The 16,341-nt window shown below is 41.7% G+C and carries 20 protein-coding genes and 1 pseudogene; 2 read left to right on the top strand and 19 right to left on the bottom strand.

The features are described from left to right. The 10 genes from panD to AAEO50_RS10200 all read right to left on the bottom strand — a co-directional run bounded on the left by panD (position 1) and on the right by AAEO50_RS10200 (position 7,943). Positions 1-384, bottom strand: coding sequence for an aspartate 1-decarboxylase (gene panD, locus AAEO50_RS10245; RefSeq protein ID WP_341983173.1), 384 nt, complete (start codon positions 382-384; stop codon positions 1-3). Next, a complete protein-coding gene (panC, locus tag AAEO50_RS10240; RefSeq protein ID WP_341983171.1) occupies positions 377-1,246 on the bottom strand; it encodes a pantoate--beta-alanine ligase in 870 nt (289 codons plus the stop codon). Before panC ends, panD begins: the two co-directional genes overlap by 8 nt. Beyond that, on the bottom strand, positions 1,243-2,082 hold the full coding sequence (panB, locus tag AAEO50_RS10235) for a 3-methyl-2-oxobutanoate hydroxymethyltransferase (protein ID WP_341983169.1): 840 nt from the start codon (positions 2,080-2,082) through the stop codon (positions 1,243-1,245). Before panB ends, panC begins: the two co-directional genes overlap by 4 nt. Before the next feature lie 319 nt (positions 2,083-2,401). Further along, complete coding sequence (locus AAEO50_RS10230) at positions 2,402-3,382, bottom strand: biotin--[acetyl-CoA-carboxylase] ligase (RefSeq protein ID WP_341983167.1); 981 nt, start codon at positions 3,380-3,382, stop codon at positions 2,402-2,404. Further along, the gene (locus AAEO50_RS10225) at positions 3,358-4,560 is read right to left on the bottom strand and encodes a CCA tRNA nucleotidyltransferase (RefSeq protein WP_341983165.1); all 1,203 of its coding nucleotides are present in this window, start codon (positions 4,558-4,560) and stop codon (positions 3,358-3,360) included. Before AAEO50_RS10225 ends, AAEO50_RS10230 begins: the two co-directional genes overlap by 25 nt. 39 nt (positions 4,561-4,599) lie before the next feature. Continuing rightward, entirely contained in the window at positions 4,600-5,721 is a 1,122-nt protein-coding gene (bshA, locus tag AAEO50_RS10220; RefSeq protein WP_341983163.1) for an N-acetyl-alpha-D-glucosaminyl L-malate synthase BshA, read from the bottom strand. Between the two features lie 3 nt (positions 5,722-5,724). Beyond that, positions 5,725-6,429, bottom strand: a complete 705-nt coding sequence (gene bshB1, locus AAEO50_RS10215) for a bacillithiol biosynthesis deacetylase BshB1 (protein WP_341983161.1) — start codon at positions 6,427-6,429, stop codon at positions 5,725-5,727. A gap of 1 nt (position 6,430) precedes the next feature. Then, positions 6,431-6,838, bottom strand: a complete 408-nt coding sequence (mgsA, locus tag AAEO50_RS10210) for a methylglyoxal synthase (protein ID WP_341983159.1) — start codon at positions 6,836-6,838, stop codon at positions 6,431-6,433. Positions 6,839-6,850: 12 nt separating this feature from the next. Then, positions 6,851-7,621 (bottom strand): 4-hydroxy-tetrahydrodipicolinate reductase, encoded by a 771-nt coding sequence (dapB, locus tag AAEO50_RS10205; protein ID WP_341983157.1) that lies wholly within the window; start codon positions 7,619-7,621, stop codon positions 6,851-6,853. Further along, entirely contained in the window at positions 7,608-7,943 is a 336-nt protein-coding gene (locus AAEO50_RS10200) for a nucleotide pyrophosphohydrolase (RefSeq protein ID WP_425383182.1), read from the bottom strand. Before AAEO50_RS10200 ends, dapB begins: the two co-directional genes overlap by 14 nt. A gap of 171 nt (positions 7,944-8,114) precedes the next feature. Here AAEO50_RS10200 and AAEO50_RS10195 point away from each other — a divergent pair, with 171 nt between their 5' ends. Both AAEO50_RS10195 and AAEO50_RS10190 read left to right on the top strand, forming a co-directional pair. After that, complete coding sequence (locus tag AAEO50_RS10195; RefSeq protein ID WP_341983153.1) at positions 8,115-8,984, top strand: YitT family protein; 870 nt, start codon at positions 8,115-8,117, stop codon at positions 8,982-8,984. Between the two features lie 160 nt (positions 8,985-9,144). Continuing rightward, positions 9,145-9,356: pseudogene (locus tag AAEO50_RS10190) on the top strand (hypothetical protein). A 46-nt stretch (positions 9,357-9,402) separates the two neighbouring features. Here the strand turns inward: AAEO50_RS10190 and AAEO50_RS10185 are convergent. The 9 genes from AAEO50_RS10185 to AAEO50_RS10145 all read right to left on the bottom strand — a co-directional run bounded on the left by AAEO50_RS10185 (position 9,403) and on the right by AAEO50_RS10145 (position 16,335). Then, positions 9,403-10,080 carry a zinc metallopeptidase gene (locus AAEO50_RS10185; protein ID WP_341983151.1) on the bottom strand — a complete coding sequence of 226 codons (678 nt, stop codon included), beginning with the start codon at positions 10,078-10,080 and terminating at the stop codon, positions 9,403-9,405. Positions 10,081-10,142: 62 nt separating this feature from the next. Beyond that, a complete protein-coding gene (gene ypjB / locus AAEO50_RS10180) occupies positions 10,143-10,931 on the bottom strand; it encodes a sporulation protein YpjB (RefSeq protein ID WP_341983149.1) in 789 nt (262 codons plus the stop codon). Positions 10,932-10,998: 67 nt separating this feature from the next. Next, positions 10,999-11,595 (bottom strand): DUF1405 domain-containing protein, encoded by a 597-nt coding sequence (locus AAEO50_RS10175; RefSeq protein WP_341983286.1) that lies wholly within the window; start codon positions 11,593-11,595, stop codon positions 10,999-11,001. A 74-nt stretch (positions 11,596-11,669) separates the two neighbouring features. Next, positions 11,670-12,446: a menaquinol-cytochrome c reductase cytochrome b/c subunit gene (locus AAEO50_RS10170; RefSeq protein WP_341983148.1), complete on the bottom strand. Its 777-nt coding sequence runs from the start codon at positions 12,444-12,446 to the stop codon at positions 11,670-11,672. A gap of 47 nt (positions 12,447-12,493) precedes the next feature. After that, entirely contained in the window at positions 12,494-13,168 is a 675-nt protein-coding gene (gene qcrB, locus AAEO50_RS10165) for a menaquinol-cytochrome c reductase cytochrome b subunit (protein ID WP_341983146.1), read from the bottom strand. Positions 13,169-13,181: 13 nt separating this feature from the next. Next, positions 13,182-13,691, bottom strand: a complete 510-nt coding sequence (locus AAEO50_RS10160) for a ubiquinol-cytochrome c reductase iron-sulfur subunit (protein WP_341983144.1) — start codon at positions 13,689-13,691, stop codon at positions 13,182-13,184. A gap of 140 nt (positions 13,692-13,831) precedes the next feature. Further along, complete coding sequence (locus tag AAEO50_RS10155; RefSeq protein ID WP_341983142.1) at positions 13,832-14,293, bottom strand: YpiF family protein; 462 nt, start codon at positions 14,291-14,293, stop codon at positions 13,832-13,834. A gap of 144 nt (positions 14,294-14,437) precedes the next feature. Then, entirely contained in the window at positions 14,438-14,986 is a 549-nt protein-coding gene (locus AAEO50_RS10150) for a ReoY family proteolytic degradation factor (protein WP_341983140.1), read from the bottom strand. A 107-nt stretch (positions 14,987-15,093) separates the two neighbouring features. Continuing rightward, entirely contained in the window at positions 15,094-16,335 is a 1,242-nt protein-coding gene (locus tag AAEO50_RS10145) for a tetratricopeptide repeat protein (RefSeq protein ID WP_341983138.1), read from the bottom strand. Between the last annotated feature and the right edge of the window lie 6 nt (positions 16,336-16,341).

Here is a 16,341-nt window from a genome sequence, read left to right as displayed (position 1 = left end):
TTAATAGATAGTCGCTTCCGGCTCGGTTCCGAGCATTTCCACGATTTGATTGTGTTCATTCATGATTGCCACTTTTGGTATATGCCTGCTGAGCATTTCCTCGGCCACCAGTTTATATGAGATGATAATGACGACATCTCCTTTTTGCACGAGCCTTGCTGCGGCTCCATTAAGACAGATCACACCGCTCCCTCTTTCACCCGGTATGATGTAAGTTTCGAGTCTTGCTCCATTGTTATTATTTACAATCTGTACTTTTTCGTTTGCCATCATATCCACCCGGTCAAGGATATCCTGGTCTATTGTAATACTGCCTACATAATCCAGATTTGCCTCTGTGACACGGGCTCTGTGAATTTTACCATTCATCATTGTTCTATACATGCTGATTCTCCTTTATGTCCAATGAAATGATTATATTATCGATTAACCTTGCTTTTTGGAATTGGACGGCAATGGCTAATATAATTTCACCTTTTAGGTCTGCTAAAGGGGTCAACTCTGGAAAAGAATAAATTTCCACATACTCAACCCTCCCTGAAGTTTCCCTGTGAATGAAGTCTGTGACTTCTGAAATGATAGAATCCCCGTTCAAATCCCCTGACTCTATCTTTTTCTTCGCATCTTTCAGACTCTTATAAAGAGCAGGCGCTTCAATTCTTTCTTTTTCGGATAAGTAAACATTTCGAGAGCTTTTTGCCAGACCGTCTTCTTCCCTTACAGTAGGCACTCTCACAATTTCCACCGGAAAGAAATAATCTTCTACGAGCCCTTCCACTACTGCTATTTGCTGTGCATCCTTCATCCCGAAATAAGCTCTTTCAGGCTGCACTAAATGAAATAGCTTAGTCAATACAGTAACGACACCGTCAAAGTGTCCCTCCCGTTTTTTTCCACAGAGTACATGTACCCTTTCCTTTACATTCAACACAACCGATAACGGTCCCTGATACATTTCTTCAGCATCCGGCATAAATAAGATGTCGACTTCAGCATTTTCTGCCAGTTTCCTGTCACGTTCCAGGTCTCTTGGGTAACGATCGAAATCTTCATCCGGTCCGAACTGCAACGGGTTCACAAAAATGCTCATAACGACGATATCATTATGTGTCCGTGCTTCCTTTATCAAAGAAAGATGCCCTTCATGCAGATATCCCATCGTAGGGACAAATCCTATTGAGTCACCTGATTGTTTATGATGATGTATCTCTTCATGGAGTGTTTTCAGCTTCGTTATGATTTTCACTTTTTACTTCCTCCATAAAGCATTTGTAATTCCTCTTCACGCATAGTAAATGAGTGCTTATCTTCTGGAAAGCTTCCTCTTTTTACCTCTTCAATATAGTTCCCTATGCTGGAAGTGATGGTTTCAGAGATGTTGCTGTATTGTTTGACAAACTTCGGCACTCTGCCGACTCCGTATGTGACAAGGTCATGGAAGACGAGCACCTGACCGTCGGTTTCATTGCCGGCTCCGATTCCGATTACAGGGATGCTGACCGCTTCCGCCACCTCTTTAGCCAGTTGTTTAGGCACACATTCCAGCACGATTGAGAATGCTCCCGCTTTTTCACATTTTATCGCATCGTCAAGCAGAGTTTGCGCTGATAGGGCAGTCTTCCCCTGTACTTTGTAACCTCCTAAAACGCCTACGGATTGCGGGGTCAATCCCAGATGAGCCATCACAGGAATACCTGCGTTCGTCATCGAATGGATACCCTCGATCACGATTCCGGCTCCTTCTACTTTAACTGCATTTGCACCGCTTTCCTGCATGATTCTTGCGGCCGTTTTTAATGTTTCTTCACGGGAAAGGTGATAGGTCATAAAAGGCATGTCGGTGACGATAAAAGTATGGGGTGCGCCTCTTTTGACTGCTTTCGTATGATGAATCATATCTTCTACCGTCACAGGAACAGTTGAATCGTAACCGAGAACTACCATACCCAGCGAATCACCGACCAATATGAGATCGATTCCGGCTTCTTCCGCTAACTTCGCACTAGGATAATCATATGCCGTCAGCATCGTCAGCTTTTCATTTTCTTTTTTCATCTTTGAAAAATCAGTTGTCTGTTTCATGGTTTCCTCCTTCTTTGCAGTCAGAGGTGACGAAACAAAATGTAAGCACTTACATTTAGGTAAAAGGCTGGTAGTTAATAGATCACTGACGCCTAATAAAAAAACCTTCTGAAAAATTGACAGAAGGATCCTAAGTGTCTGAATATGATTGTTTCGACCCTCTGTCCCAGTCCATTATGGATCAAGGCAGATTATTTGGTATTCATCTGATTTGTTACTAAAGGGGTGCAGTTCATACGATACTGCCCACTCAAAATTATAACACAAAAAAACGAGATGGAATAAAGAATATCTTTATTTCACATCTCGCTTACAATACCTAAATATTCACTTCGATATCTGCAGAATAGATTTGATGTACGATTCCCTCTTGATCCTCTATCTTCAAGACCCCATCAGCTGTAATTCCCAGCGCTGTACCCTCTATTGTACCATTTATCGTCCGTGCCCGTATTCTCTTTCCGATTGAAACAGCATAGCTTTCCCACAGAAGTTTAATAGGGGTGAATCCTTCTTTCATATAGAGAGTATACAGTGATTCCATTCTTTCCAATATGGTTTGTACAACTTCCGCCCTCGACAGCTGCGCTCCCTGTTCAATCGCAAGGGAGGTAGCAATGGATTGAATGTCATCCGGAAAATGTTCAATCGAATGATTCACATTCATCCCTATCCCAATTATGATGGAATTGATCTTGTCTGATTCCGCCTGCAATTCAGTCAGAATCCCGGTAACTTTCTTTCCGTTAATCAGGATGTCATTCGGCCACTTTATTTGAGGTTGGAGCTCAGTGACTTCCTCGATTGCCTGGACGACCGCTACTGCAGTGATCAAAGTGAATTGCGGTGCTTTCTGCGGCGGCAAATGCGGTTTTAATATTAGACTCATCCAAACCCCATTCCCTAATGAAGAATGCCATTCTCTCATCAGCCTGCCTCTTCCTGCAGTCTGTTCGTCTGCAATGACCAGGGTGCCTTCAACTGCTCCATTTCCTGCTAAGTCGTGGGCGATTTTTTGAGTGCTTGGTACAGATTCTTCATAATGGATAACTTGTCCCAATGTTGAAGTTTGCAAGCCCAGGCGGATTTTATTTTCGGTGACGATGTCAGGTGTATTGACGATTCGATAACCTTTCTTCCGAACAGCCTCCAATACAAAGCCTTCTTTGCGGAGCTCCTCGATATGCTTCCAAATTGCTGTTCGTGAACACCCTGCAATATCCGCCAGCGCCTGCCCTGATAAAAATTCACCTTTGGATTCTGAAAAAGCCTGAATCAGTTTTTTTCTGATCGACTGCATTTTTCAAGCCACCTCCTTATCGTTTCTTGATCGTTTATTATCTCTCCATTTAAAATGGCCTTCTCCACATACTCGAGAGTTACTTTGACCCATGGCCCTCCCTTGCGTCCTGTCCACTTCATAAGGTCATTGCCTGTCACCGTTAATTCCTGCCGGTTCTTAATAGGTAAAGCCTTATAATCCTTAGTTAATTCGTCAATTGCCGAAGATGAAATAGAATGAATGCATTCATATACTTTTTCAACATTACACACTCTTTGCAAACCTGAGTAGTAGAGTAGTTCCTTACTCCAGCCGCCTTTTGTTCGGAACGATAATATCTGCTTTTCTTTCGTTCGCTCTTTGATCATCTTTGAAGGCAGTTTCCACAATCTTAAGAATTCTGCAGGACTGTCATTTATATATGTTAATAATAGGAGCCAGGTTTGATCGGTATTTAACCGCTTCAACATAGGAAGGCCGGCGATTTCCTGGATCGCTTCCTTCTGCTCGGCAAGCCCTGGGAGCTGCTTGAATAATGTGGAATGCAGAAGCAGCTGCATGGCTTTCTCCCTGAAATCTCCACCTATCATTTTTTCGAATTCCATCGCTTTCCGTTCAACTGCTATATGAGAAAGCAGACTTGAATGCGATTTCAGTGACATTAAAGTCGAAGGTTCAAGCTCAAATCCCAGCTGACTGACAAACCGGATCCCTCTCAGCATTCTTAATGCATCCTCGGAAAAACGATCGGATGGTTTCCCTACTGTTCTAATGATCTTATGTTTGATATCTGCCTGTCCTTCAAATGGATCATAAATGACACCTTCTGCATCCATTGCCAAGCTGTTCATGGTGAAATCCCTTCTCCTGAGATCATCTTCCAACGAACGAATGAATTCCACTTTATCAGGCCGCCGGTAATCGCCATATCCTGATTCTGTCCTGAAGGTGGTGATTTCATATTCACCAGTCTCCTCGATAACCAGTACGGTGCCGTGCTCGATACCGATATCGGCTGTTCTGGGGAAAATGTCCTTTATTTCGCCAGGATAAGCTGAAGTTGCTATATCAACATCATTTATTGGTCTCCCTAGCAGGTAATCCCTTACAGACCCTCCTACGAAATAAGCTTGAAATCCTGCTTGTTCGATTCTTTTTAAAAGAGGAATCGCATCCTGGAAGATCGTTGGCAACATATAAAACACCTTCTCCTCTATAAATCGAAAGTATATACCCTACATTAATTCTCTGTATATCAGTTCATATTGCTCGAGAATTTTCTTTGAATGGAATTTCGTTCTGGCTGTCTCAAAGGCATTCGCGGCAAGGGTGCTGTGAAGTTTCTCATCCCCCAACAAGGTGATCGCTCTTGATGAAACAGCTTCTATATCACCAACCTTGCAGATATACCCGTTGAAGCCTTCTTGGATCACTTCGGGTATTCCTCCGATATCCGTTCCAATCGCCGGTACTCCGCATGCCATGGCTTCAAGGGCGACTAATCCGAAGCTTTCTTTCTCTGACAAAAGTAATTTCAGGTCGCTGATCGAATAAAGTTCTTCAAGATTATCCTGCTTTCCTAGAAACAACACACGGTCCTTCAATCCTAAATCCTTCACCTGCCTGCATACAACAGTCATTTCGGGGCCGTCACCTACTAGGAGAAGTTTTGCCGGTATTTCTTTTTGTATCAAGTTAAAAGAAGAAATAACATCCTTCACCCTTTTTACTCCCCGGAAGTTGGATACATGAATGACAACTTTTTCATCTTCATGTATACCGTATTCTTTTCGCAAGTGACTGGAATCAACATGGCGATACACTCGTTCGTCGATGAAATTATATACCGTTTTTATCTCCTTATCCGGACGGATCAATTCAGTCGTCTGGTCTGCCAGTGCTTTTGAGACAGCTGTTACCACATCCGATTTTTCAATACCGAACCGAATTGCACCTGTCAGTGACGGGTCATAGCCTAGAACGGTTATGTCCGTCCCATGAAGAGTGGTCACGATCTTCACGTCCCTATCAGCCATCTGCTTTCCTAATATCGCACATACTGCGTGAGGAATCGCATAATGCACGTGCAGGATATCCAGATTCTCGCGTTCGATGATTTCAGCCATTTTATTAGCAAGAGCAATATCATATGGAGGATATTGAAATACTGAATATTGATTGACTTCTACTTGATGAAAATATATATTATGATACATTTTGTTAATCCTGAAAGGGATACTGGACGTTATAAAATGAATTTCATGGCCATTTTCAGCCAGCAGTTTTCCAAGCTCTGTTGCGACTACCCCAGACCCCCCCACTGTTGGATAACATGTTATTCCTATTCTTAGTTTCATTTGTCATTCTCCTAACAAGTCTTGATTCAGAATGAGCGTGTTATAGGAGAAGAACCCTTCAGCAAAACGAACTCCAGCGTCTTTTCCCATCATTCTTTCCCTTGCTTCCACTGCCTCTATGTAATCTTCGGTCAGCGGTGTCGAAACACCGTCTTTTCCTTGTTCAAATTGACTTTCATAAGCACGCAAGCTAAGCAGCTTAGCTTCTATAAAATTTTCGATATTCACGACAAAATGAGGTCTATGAAAGCCGTTAATGATATAAAAATATAATTTCCCCGCTTTATGAACGGGTGATGAAGGGTTGAATTTTCGTATTCCAGAAGAAAAATAAGCTTCTTTCACAAGCCTCGAAGCATTTCCGTGATCAGGATGCCGATCCTGCTCAAAAGGGGCAAATACTGCTTTAGGCTTGTATTTTCTAATGACCTCCACCACTTTTGTTATATTTTCATCACTGAGGTAAACACCACGGTCCGGGATATCAAGTGTCACTCGTTCTATAACACCCAGATGCCTTGCTGCTTTCATGGCTTCATGTTTCCTTATTGAGACAGAGCCGTTCGATGAAAGCTCTGCTTCAGTCAGGTCGCATATGACAATCTTCTTCCCTGCCTCTGCATATTTAGCCAGTGTCCCCCCCATACCAATTTCCACATCATCGGCATGCGCACCAAAGGCAAGGATATCTACATGCTCTTCTGCCACTTTAATACTCCCTTTCTTTTTTGACGCTTCTCCAATGAATATCGCCTCTTTCCAACCCTTTCACCAATACTTCTGCTGTTCCCATGTTAGTCGCCAAAGGGACAGAATATACATCACATAGTCTTATCAGGGCCGATACATCCGGCTCGTGGGGCTGAGCGGTTAATGGATCTCTGAAAAAAAGGACAAGGTCCATTTTATCATTTGCGATATAGGAACCGATTTCCTGATCCCCTCCTAATGGACCTGAGCGGAAACGATGAACTGACAACCCGGTTTCTTCGGAAATTCTCTTTCCAGTTGTACCTGTGGCAAATAGAGAGTGTTTCTCAATTATCGGCTGATAGGCCAAAACGAAGCGGATTAAGTCATCCTTTTTTTTATCATGAGCAATCAATGCGATATTCATCAGGTTCACCCTCTAATCCAAAATATTTTCCAATCCATATACTAACGTATCAAGCTTCATGACCGTCTCAACCGATACCTTGACTCCTGACATGAAGCTTGCTCTGTTATAGGAATCATGCCGCACGGTCAGCGTCTGCCCCTCGGCTCCGAACATTACCTGTTGATGTGCAATCAAACCCGGAAGTCTGACACTATGAATATGCATTCCGTCAATAGTGGCTCCTCTTGCCCCTGAATGGGTTTCCTTTTCATTCGGATGTCCCTGTGTTTTTGCTTCTCTTACTTCTTTGATCATTTCAGCTGTCTTTACCGCAGTCCCTGAAGGCGCATCGAGTTTTTGGTCATGATGCAATTCGATAATTTCAATATCATCAAAGTATTTAGCCGCCATCTGCGAAAATTTCATCATCAATACCGCTCCGATGGCAAAATTCGGTGCAATGATGCAGCCGAGTTTCGTCGATTCAGCGAGGTCCTTGAGCTCATTCAGTTCCTCTGGTGTAAAGCCGGTGGTTCCCACAACCGGTCTTACACCATATTCCAATGCTGTCTTCGTATGCAGGTAACCGACTTCAGGTGTCGTCAGATCGATCAATACATGTGGTGTTTCAGTTCGGAAGCATTCTTCTATATCTTTATACACCGGAACGTCCAGACTTGCTTCCCCTTTATGATCAATGACACTTATCAATGTGAAATGCGGAGTATTTTGAACCAGTTCAACTGCTTCTTTCCCCATTCTTCCCCTTGGTCCTGCAATGGTGACCTTAATTTGTTCCATTACTTTCACCGCCTTCTTTTCTTGTCCAACGATCTTTATCCCGGGTATTAAATTTATGCATAACCCGCTCATGCGCTTCCTCTAGACTGATTCCCAAGGAATTAGCCAGGCAGATGAGCACAAATAAGACATCACCAAGTTCTTCTTCAACCGTTTTTTCTTTTTCTGTATTTTTCTTCGGCTTTTCACCATAATAATGGTTAATTTCGCGGGCAAGCTCACCCAACTCCTCGGTTAACCTTGCCATCATTGCCAGCGGGCTGAAATACCCTTCTTTGAATTGGCTTATGTATTCATCAACTTCAGACTGCAGTTGATTCATGGATTTTTCGTTCGCCATACTGAAAGACACACTCCTTCATCATCTTTTATCATGTTAGCTAAATCTTATCACATTTACAAATATTACGTTTAAAGGATTGCCACTTTAAAACACTTCCTATATAATGTCTCTGTCAATGAGACATCACTCATCAAAGGAGGGACATCATCAATGCGGGAATTACGTATAAAAAATATCTTTTTTATTCTTTTAGGTTCAGCTATCTTTGCCTTCGGCCTTGTTCACTTCAATATGCAGAACGAGCTTGCAGAAGGCGGATTCACAGGCATTACTTTAATTCTTTATTTCCTTTTGAATATCGATCCTTCCTATTCTAACCTTGTCCTCAATATACCGCTGTTTTTTGTGGGTTGGAAACTCCTCGGAAAGAAAGCTTTTTATTACACGATTATAGGAACGGTAAGTTTATCTGTATTTCTATGGATCTTCCAACGTTATCAAATGAAAATACACTTGGAGGATGACTTGTTTCTCGTAGCGCTATTTGCCGGTGTCTTCATCGGAATCGGCTTAGGGATCATTTTCAGGTACGGGGGCACAACTGGCGGTGTGGATATTATCGCCAGATTGGTACATAAGTACGCAGGCTGGAGTATGGGAAGAACGATGTTTATGTTCGATGCAGTTGTTATCATCGCATCTCTTATCACCTATTTGGAATATCGAGAAGCCATGTACACATTAGTAGCGGTATTTGTCGCTGCTAAAGTAATAGATTTCATGCAAGAAGGTGCATATTCTGCACGTGGTGCCATGATCATTTCTGATCATCATGAAGAAATCGCCGCAGTGATTAATGAAAAGATGGACCGTGGAGTAACTGTTTTAAGAGGTCACGGCTCCTTTACAAAACAGAATCGTGAAGTGCTCTACTGTGTGGTTGGCAAAAATGAAATTGTACGCCTGAAAAATATCATTACAGGAGTAGATCCCCATGCCTTTGTTTCGGTCACGGTCGTACATGATGTACTCGGGGAAGGATTCACTTTGGATGCAGACAAAAACCCGCTGCATGATTAATGAAGGATGAACGGTATATACTAATATTTCATGAAAAAGAGGCTGGGACAAAAGTGTTTTAGTCTAAGTAAAACCCGAACTAATTTGCATTCTAGGAAGCAAATTAGTTCGGGTTTTTAATTTATTCAAATGTACAGTTAGATTTAGCTCTTTCCAGCGGTTGATTGGAGTGCAAGACGAAGACTCCTGCGGGAAGAGTAGCTTATGTGAGACCCCGCAGGAACGAAGTGCCGAGGAGGCTCACGGGCTACCCGCGGAAAGCGAAGTCTTGCACGGAAATCATTAGCGGTATTAAGAGTCTACAATGAAATTGTTTCTCTTTATATGGTGTTTTTTCAGTTTTGTCCCAAGCTCTTTTTAGTATATAAATGAGAAAAGCCAGGCAAACAGCCTGGCTTTATGAAAGTTATATGAATGATTAATCTTCTCCCTGCATACCAGTAAAGATTAATACAAGTCTTAACAATTCAATTACCGCTACCGCAGCTGCTGCTACATATGTCATTGCGGCTGCATTTAATACTTTCTTCGCATGACGCTCTTCTTCATTGCGGATCAGACCCAGTGAAACGATCTGATTCATTGCACGGGATGATGCATTAAATTCAACAGGAAGAGTGATTAATTGGAAGACCACACCTGCTGCCATCAAAATGATACCTAGAAGGAACATCCCTGTCATTTGGGTAAACATACCGATCAGCAGGAAGATCCAAGACATGTTGGAACCAATATTTGCAACCGGCACCAAAGCATGGCGGAAACGGAGGAATGCATAGCTTTCAGCATCCTGTATCGCATGACCCACCTCATGGGCTGCCACTGCTGCACCAGCTACTGAATGACCATGATAATTATCCGGTGATAAAGCCACAGTTTTTGACATCGGATTGTAGTGATCACTCAGGAATCCTCTTCCCTCCACTACTTTCACATCAAACAGGCCATTTTCATCGAGTATTTTTCTTGCCATTTCCCTGCCGGTCATACCCGAGGTCGTAGCCACTCTCGAGTACTTTTTAAACGTACTTTTCACACGCATTTGAGCCCAGATCGGTATAAGGGCAATGAGTAAAAAGTATATAATAAAACTCATCATTATCACAAAAACCTCCAGCTGTTCAGATACTTAAATTTTATATTGCAATAAAGATTCTGTCAATTTTTTTGCCGCTCTGAGGTACGAGCTTCTCCCTGTCCCCTATATTTTCTCCAACCTACATAAGATAATGTAGAAACAATGATACTGCCGGTTGAAATTATCACCCACCATAATGATGGATCTGCTTCATCTTCCTTTTTATTTTCAAAAAGATGTTCAAGATCGGTTTGAAGGGTTGATAACTCAGCCATTGCCTCAGTGCTTTCCAGAACTTGATGCCTATAGTGATCCAGATATGAAATTCTTGCATCCAGTGCCTGAGCCTGTTCTACAGGTATATCCAGCTTGATGCTGGGCTGGATGATGTTGTATTTGGCTAAGAACATATTCAGCTCCATATGATACTGTTTGCTATTCCCGCTCTCTGCTGCTGTTTTCACACCTTTAAAAGCTTCCATGATGGGATCTTCCATTTCGACCCACAAAGGCTGGTAATGACTGGATAACGCATCCATTACTAACCGAAACCTTGTGACAGCATTCACTTTTTGCTCAATACCGGCACTCGCTTGGTTAATGGTTTCCAATGCAAGATTATGTGAGATCGTCAGGATCCTCAATTCATCCATAGAAAACGATTGGTGCATACTTTGCGCAGTAAACTCTTCTGAAAAGTAATTCAGTAACTGCTTTGCTTCTTCGTATTTACCGGCTTTAGTCAATTGAAGTGCCTGATCGGCTATATCATCAAGTTCATTCACTGGAGACGGAGCGTGTTCTGCTAGAGAAAGTTGCGGTACGGATAATAAAAAGAATACGATAAGCACTGCTTTCAAGAATTTCATACTTGTCCCCCCTAAAACTACTAATAAAGTGTATGAAAGGGTGGACAAGAGTAGACCAAAAAAAGGTCTACACGTTTGGATTCAAACCGAAACGCGGCGTTTTTTGGGTGAAATAATACGCAAGTGCAATAGAAAGGATGCTTAGCCAGAATGTGAAATATCCTATATTCTGTATGTACAGAAATAGTTTTGAATAAACAGGGAATTGCATATATACATAATCAATAAAATCATTATGTAAAGTCCATAAAGCCCCTGCAGCCAGATGCCATAATTTCACCCGGTAAAATGATGAATACAAGATACCCTGTATCGCCATTGCACCATGGGAAACCATTAACATATATCCTTCCCATGGCAGATCACCGCTAACCCATAGCGTAAGCAGATTCATGACGACTGCCCAGACTCCATATTTAAATAGAGTGATGATTGCCAGCACTTCCAAGAGCGGCCAATTTCTATTCATTAAAAATGCAATCAAGACAAAACAAAAAAACAAGCTTGCCGTAGGACTGTCTGGTACAAAAACCATAAAATGCTCCGGGGTATTCCTTAGTTGGGGGATGTACCAGATATAACCGTAAATGGTTCCTAATAGATTGACGATGAGCAGCATCCATAAAAATGTTTTATTTACCAATATGGAGAAAAGCCAAGAAATCATGTTTCTTGCCCCTTTCTTGAGTGGATAATTGTAGAAAAAAAGAGCCAACGGATGCTGGCTCTTTTTTCATATTATTCTGCTTTTAAGCCGGAAATGAATTCAGCCAGTTTATCCAGCTCTTCATCCGTTCCTTTGAATAAACCTGCCGGCATGCCAGGAGGCTTACCATTTTTAGCGATGTCTTTAACTTCTTCAGGCGTTAATCCTGTTCCAACTAAAGATGGCGCTGCTGCTCCACCTGTCATGTTTTCACCGTGACAAGTGATACAGCTGTTTTTCGCATCAGCGTATATTTTGTAGCCTTCAGCTTCTTTATCGATCTCTGCTTCAGCAACGATCTTACCCTGCTCTTTCGCTGCTTCCCAGTCATGGTGGGCAACAGATTCCCAAGTCAGGAAGTAAGTAGCTGCAAGTGCTAACAACATAAACCCTGTAGCAAATGGACGTCTAGTAGGACGGCGTTCAGGTCCTCTGTCAATGAAAGGTGCAAGAAGAAGCGCACCAAAAGCAATTCCTGGTATGATGAATGCTCCAATCACGTTATAAGGTCCAGATGCATATGTGTATTTAAGTAATTGGTATAAGAATAAGAAATACCAGTCAGGTAATGGAATGTATCCAGTATCTGTGGGATCGGCAACACGTTCTAACGGCGATGGATGCGCAATCGTTAAACATAGATAACCGATAAGGAAAACAGCTCCCACCAGCCATTCTTTTAATAAGAAGTTTGGCCAGAAAGCTTCTGTTTTTCCAGGGAACTCCGAATAGTCTTTAGGAATATTCGGTTTTCTGTCTGCAGGTACACGAGAATCACCAACAAACTTCATCCCTTTTCCTCGATGCATAGTGTCCCCCTCCTTCTAATTTAGGTTTATTAAGGTTAAATCGTATCTTATAGAGGCCCTGAAATCCCCTGCTTACGGATCATCAGGAAGTGAGCTCCCATTAATCCAAGTAGTGCTGCAGGCAGGAAGAAAACATGGATAGCGAAGAAACGTGTCAGCGTCTGTGCACCAACAATAGAAGAATCCCCTGCTAATAAGATCTTCACTTGCTCACCGATAAATGGTGTAGCAGCTGCGATTTCAATACCAACCTTCGTTGCGAAAAGCGCTTTCATATCCCATGGTAATAGGTATCCAGTGAATCCAAGCCCTAACATAACGAAGAAAATAAGTACTCCTACAACCCAGTTTAATTCACGAGGTTTCTTGTATGCACCTTGGAAGAATACACGCAAAGTATGTAAGAACATCATTACAATAACCAAGCTCGCTCCCCAGTGATGCATCCCGCGGACAATTTGTCCAAATGCAACTTCATTTTGTAAATAATAAACCGATTCCCAAGCGTTTTTAATATCAGGTACATAGTACATTGTCAGGAACATCCCTGATAAGATTTGAATCACGGTTACGAAGAATGTCAAACCTCCGAAACAGTAAACAAACGCAGAAAAATGATGCGCAGGGTTTACGTGTTCAGGAACTTCGTGATCCGCAATATCGCGCCACATAGGCGTAATGTCCAAACGCTCGTCAACCCAGTCATAGATTTTGTTCAGCACAGATTACGCCCCCTTACTTAACATATTTATTTGGTTCAGGTTGTCCAAGGTATAAAATACCGTCTTTCTCTTTTGTCGGATATGTATCCAACGGTGCTGTCGGTGGTGTACCAGGAACATTTTTACCGCTTTTTTCGTACAGACCACCATGACAAGGGCAATAGAACATATTCGGGTTATTCTTGTCTCCGGCCCAGTTGACTGTACATCCAAGATGCTTACATACTGGTGAAAGAGCAATGATTTTACCTTCCTTGTTCTTATAGACCCAAGCAGTTTGAGTTACTTCTGATGTGTACCACGCATCTTTTTGTTCATAAGAATAGTCGACACGAACAGGTTCATTTGTTATCTCTGAAACTTTTTGCTTCGTCGCTATAAAGTCACCGGCTGCTGAAGTTTTCAACACTGGATCTACAGCAAAACGAACCATTGGCATTAGCATTCCTGCTGCCATGAAACCGCCTACACCCGTAAGTGTATAGTTAAGGAATTGACGTCTCGATACACGATGCTTGCTCATCCTTTTCCCCCCTCTATCGTAAGGTAAGTCCATCGGACATATTTCGCACAAATATAAAACTAGGACATAACTATGATATATTAAAGTTATTACAAGGTCAATAACTCAATAAACTAAAAGATGGATACAATGTGAAGTTTTTATGAATTTTTTTGCCATTTTTGTACAATGACATTTAAGAGCTGTTTCACCTGATCTTCCATGATCGAATGTTTGTATTGTTCTTCTAAATGATCAAGTGGTATTGATGGAATCCAGATTAGTTGATCTTTTAAAGCCTGTTCTGATTTTTTCCACCCGCTATCGGAAGTAAGAAAGAAAACATGCTTTACACCGCTCTCCTTCATACTGCTATCCCACTCCTGCAATTCTCCGATTTTATCTTCACTTTTCCCCATCAGATACGTAAATGGAGGAGTAATGATCATTCGTCCCTTGAATTGTCTTTCCAAATGGAAGGTCAGTAATGAAATGAATTCACTCTGGGCCGCCGAGGATTTGATTTCCTTTTTGAAATCTATCGGAATAATGGGTATCACCGCGGTATCTATGTATTCTTTCTCAGTCTCAAAAACTTCAATGTCTTTTACATTCCAATTCATCTTTTTCCCTCACTTTTTTCTATCTTTTCACACCTCCCATCATATCATTTATTCCTCTTTCATTAAATGATAATTCACTTATTCTGTAGTATGTACAAAATAATGGAAGGTATGAACGGCAAAAAAAAAAGAATGAAGGAATCCTCATTCTTTTTTCTCGAGCTTATTCAATTCTTTCGTTAATTTCTTGAAGGTATTTTTATCACCTTTATCCAAAGCACGATCAATCGCTTCTAATAGTCGATTTCTTTGAAAGGAGTGCAGACTTTCTTTTAAGAACTGTTCTGCAACGATGCGGTCCTTTTCATTTATCAACAGGTATTTCGGCATAAATGGATTTTCTTCGAGTACCGCGGCGAATTGATAGCTTGAGTTGGATTTACTGAAGTTTAATTGAATATAGATATCTTCATCTTTATTTAAACGTATATCATGAAATGATTTTTCAGCATCAGTCGTCATGATGTTTTCTTTATAGAAGCGGAACGGCACATCTTCAACACAATGGGTCGACATGACTAAGCCTCTCGGACAGTATTGGGATTCTTCCACAAAATGCACTTTTTTCATTAGCTGATCGTGGCTCATTAAATAATTTAATATCCAGACACATTCTCTTCTTTTTAGTTGATAGCGATTTAAAAACCAGCGGATAAATTCTTTCTTCTCGTTGACAGAAACAGGGGTGGTCATAGGTTTCCCTCCTCTGCGAAATCCATTTTATTTAATATACGGAGTCTCATGCTCGATTTCCAACATTCATTTTCAGCTTTTACCGGCAATCATCACATTCATCGTAGTCAGTCTTGCAATCTTTCGATCAAGTCCTGCCATTCGTCATTTGAAGGATCCATATCAAGGAGCTGTTTATATATTTCTATTGCGTCTGCCCTAAGTCCTTCTTCCACCAGGATTTGACCATACTCTGTCAGGAACTCTTCGTGATTCTTAAAATAAGTATATGCAGCCCGGTATTGTTTTAATGCATGATTATATTGTTCAAGTCCTTCGTATGCTTTTGCCAGATCCCAGGTCAACTGAGGTTCCTCTTCACCCTCTGCTGTCAGCATCTGGGCGATTTCATGGACATCTTCATAACGATCCTGGGTAAAGAACAGTTTATTGATGAGGAGAGCCGCTTCAACATAGCCTGGGTCAAGCGCCAATGCATCCCTTAGGAATTTTTCTGCTTCTTTATCCAACCCCAGCTTCAGAGAGATTTTCCCTCCGAACAAGCTTAATTCCTTGTTGAATTCATCTTGCTTAATCCCTTCACGAATCACGTTCAAGCTTTCATCCAGCTCTTCTTCATGCTCATAAGCCTTGGCTAGCAATAAATATACGGAATGATAATCAGGGTCAAGTTCTTTTACAGAAACTAGTTTTTCGATTGCCGTCTCATAATAGCCGGCCTGATACGCTGTAAATGCATAACCGAATAACGTATTGATTTCCAGGTGTTCTTCGAGTGCTTTCTCATAGTGTGCTAAAGCTTCTTCAAACGAACCTCCCACACTATAAGCTTCGGCGAGCCGCTGATGAATATAGGTACCGCCGATTTCAGTGGTGCCGTTTTCTATTAATTGTTGATAAAATCTGATTGCTTCCAAAAATCTGCCTGTTTCGGAGTAGAGCTCGCCCAAACCGAACTGAATGACTGGCTCGTCAGGAAGCAGGTTCTTTGCCTTCAGTAGTTTCTGTTCACTGACCTCGAACAAACCCTGCATTTGATACAAATCTGCCATCAATAATAAGGCACGCGGAAAGGAAATGTCATTTTCTTCTATATGAGAAAGCTGTTCAATGGCTTCTTCCTCCAAATCCATTTCCACCAGCACCTCGGCCAGTTCGATGATCAATTCTCCTTCGCCTGGGTAATACATAAGCAAGTTTTCATATAACTCCCTTGCTTCCTCTAGAAAACCCAAATGATGAAGCTCTTCTGCCAAACTGAATTTTTCTTCATGACTTCCGAACTTCAACGATTCATTAAAGTGTTTTTTTGCTTCTTCTAAATGACCTTCTTGTAAAGAAGTTAACATTCTTTC

Source organism: Rossellomorea oryzaecorticis, assembly GCF_038405515.1.
In the GTDB taxonomy this organism is placed as follows: Bacteria; Bacillota; Bacilli; order Bacillales; family Bacillaceae_B; genus Rossellomorea; species Rossellomorea oryzaecorticis_A.
This window is presented reverse-complemented; position numbering and strand designations above follow the sequence as displayed.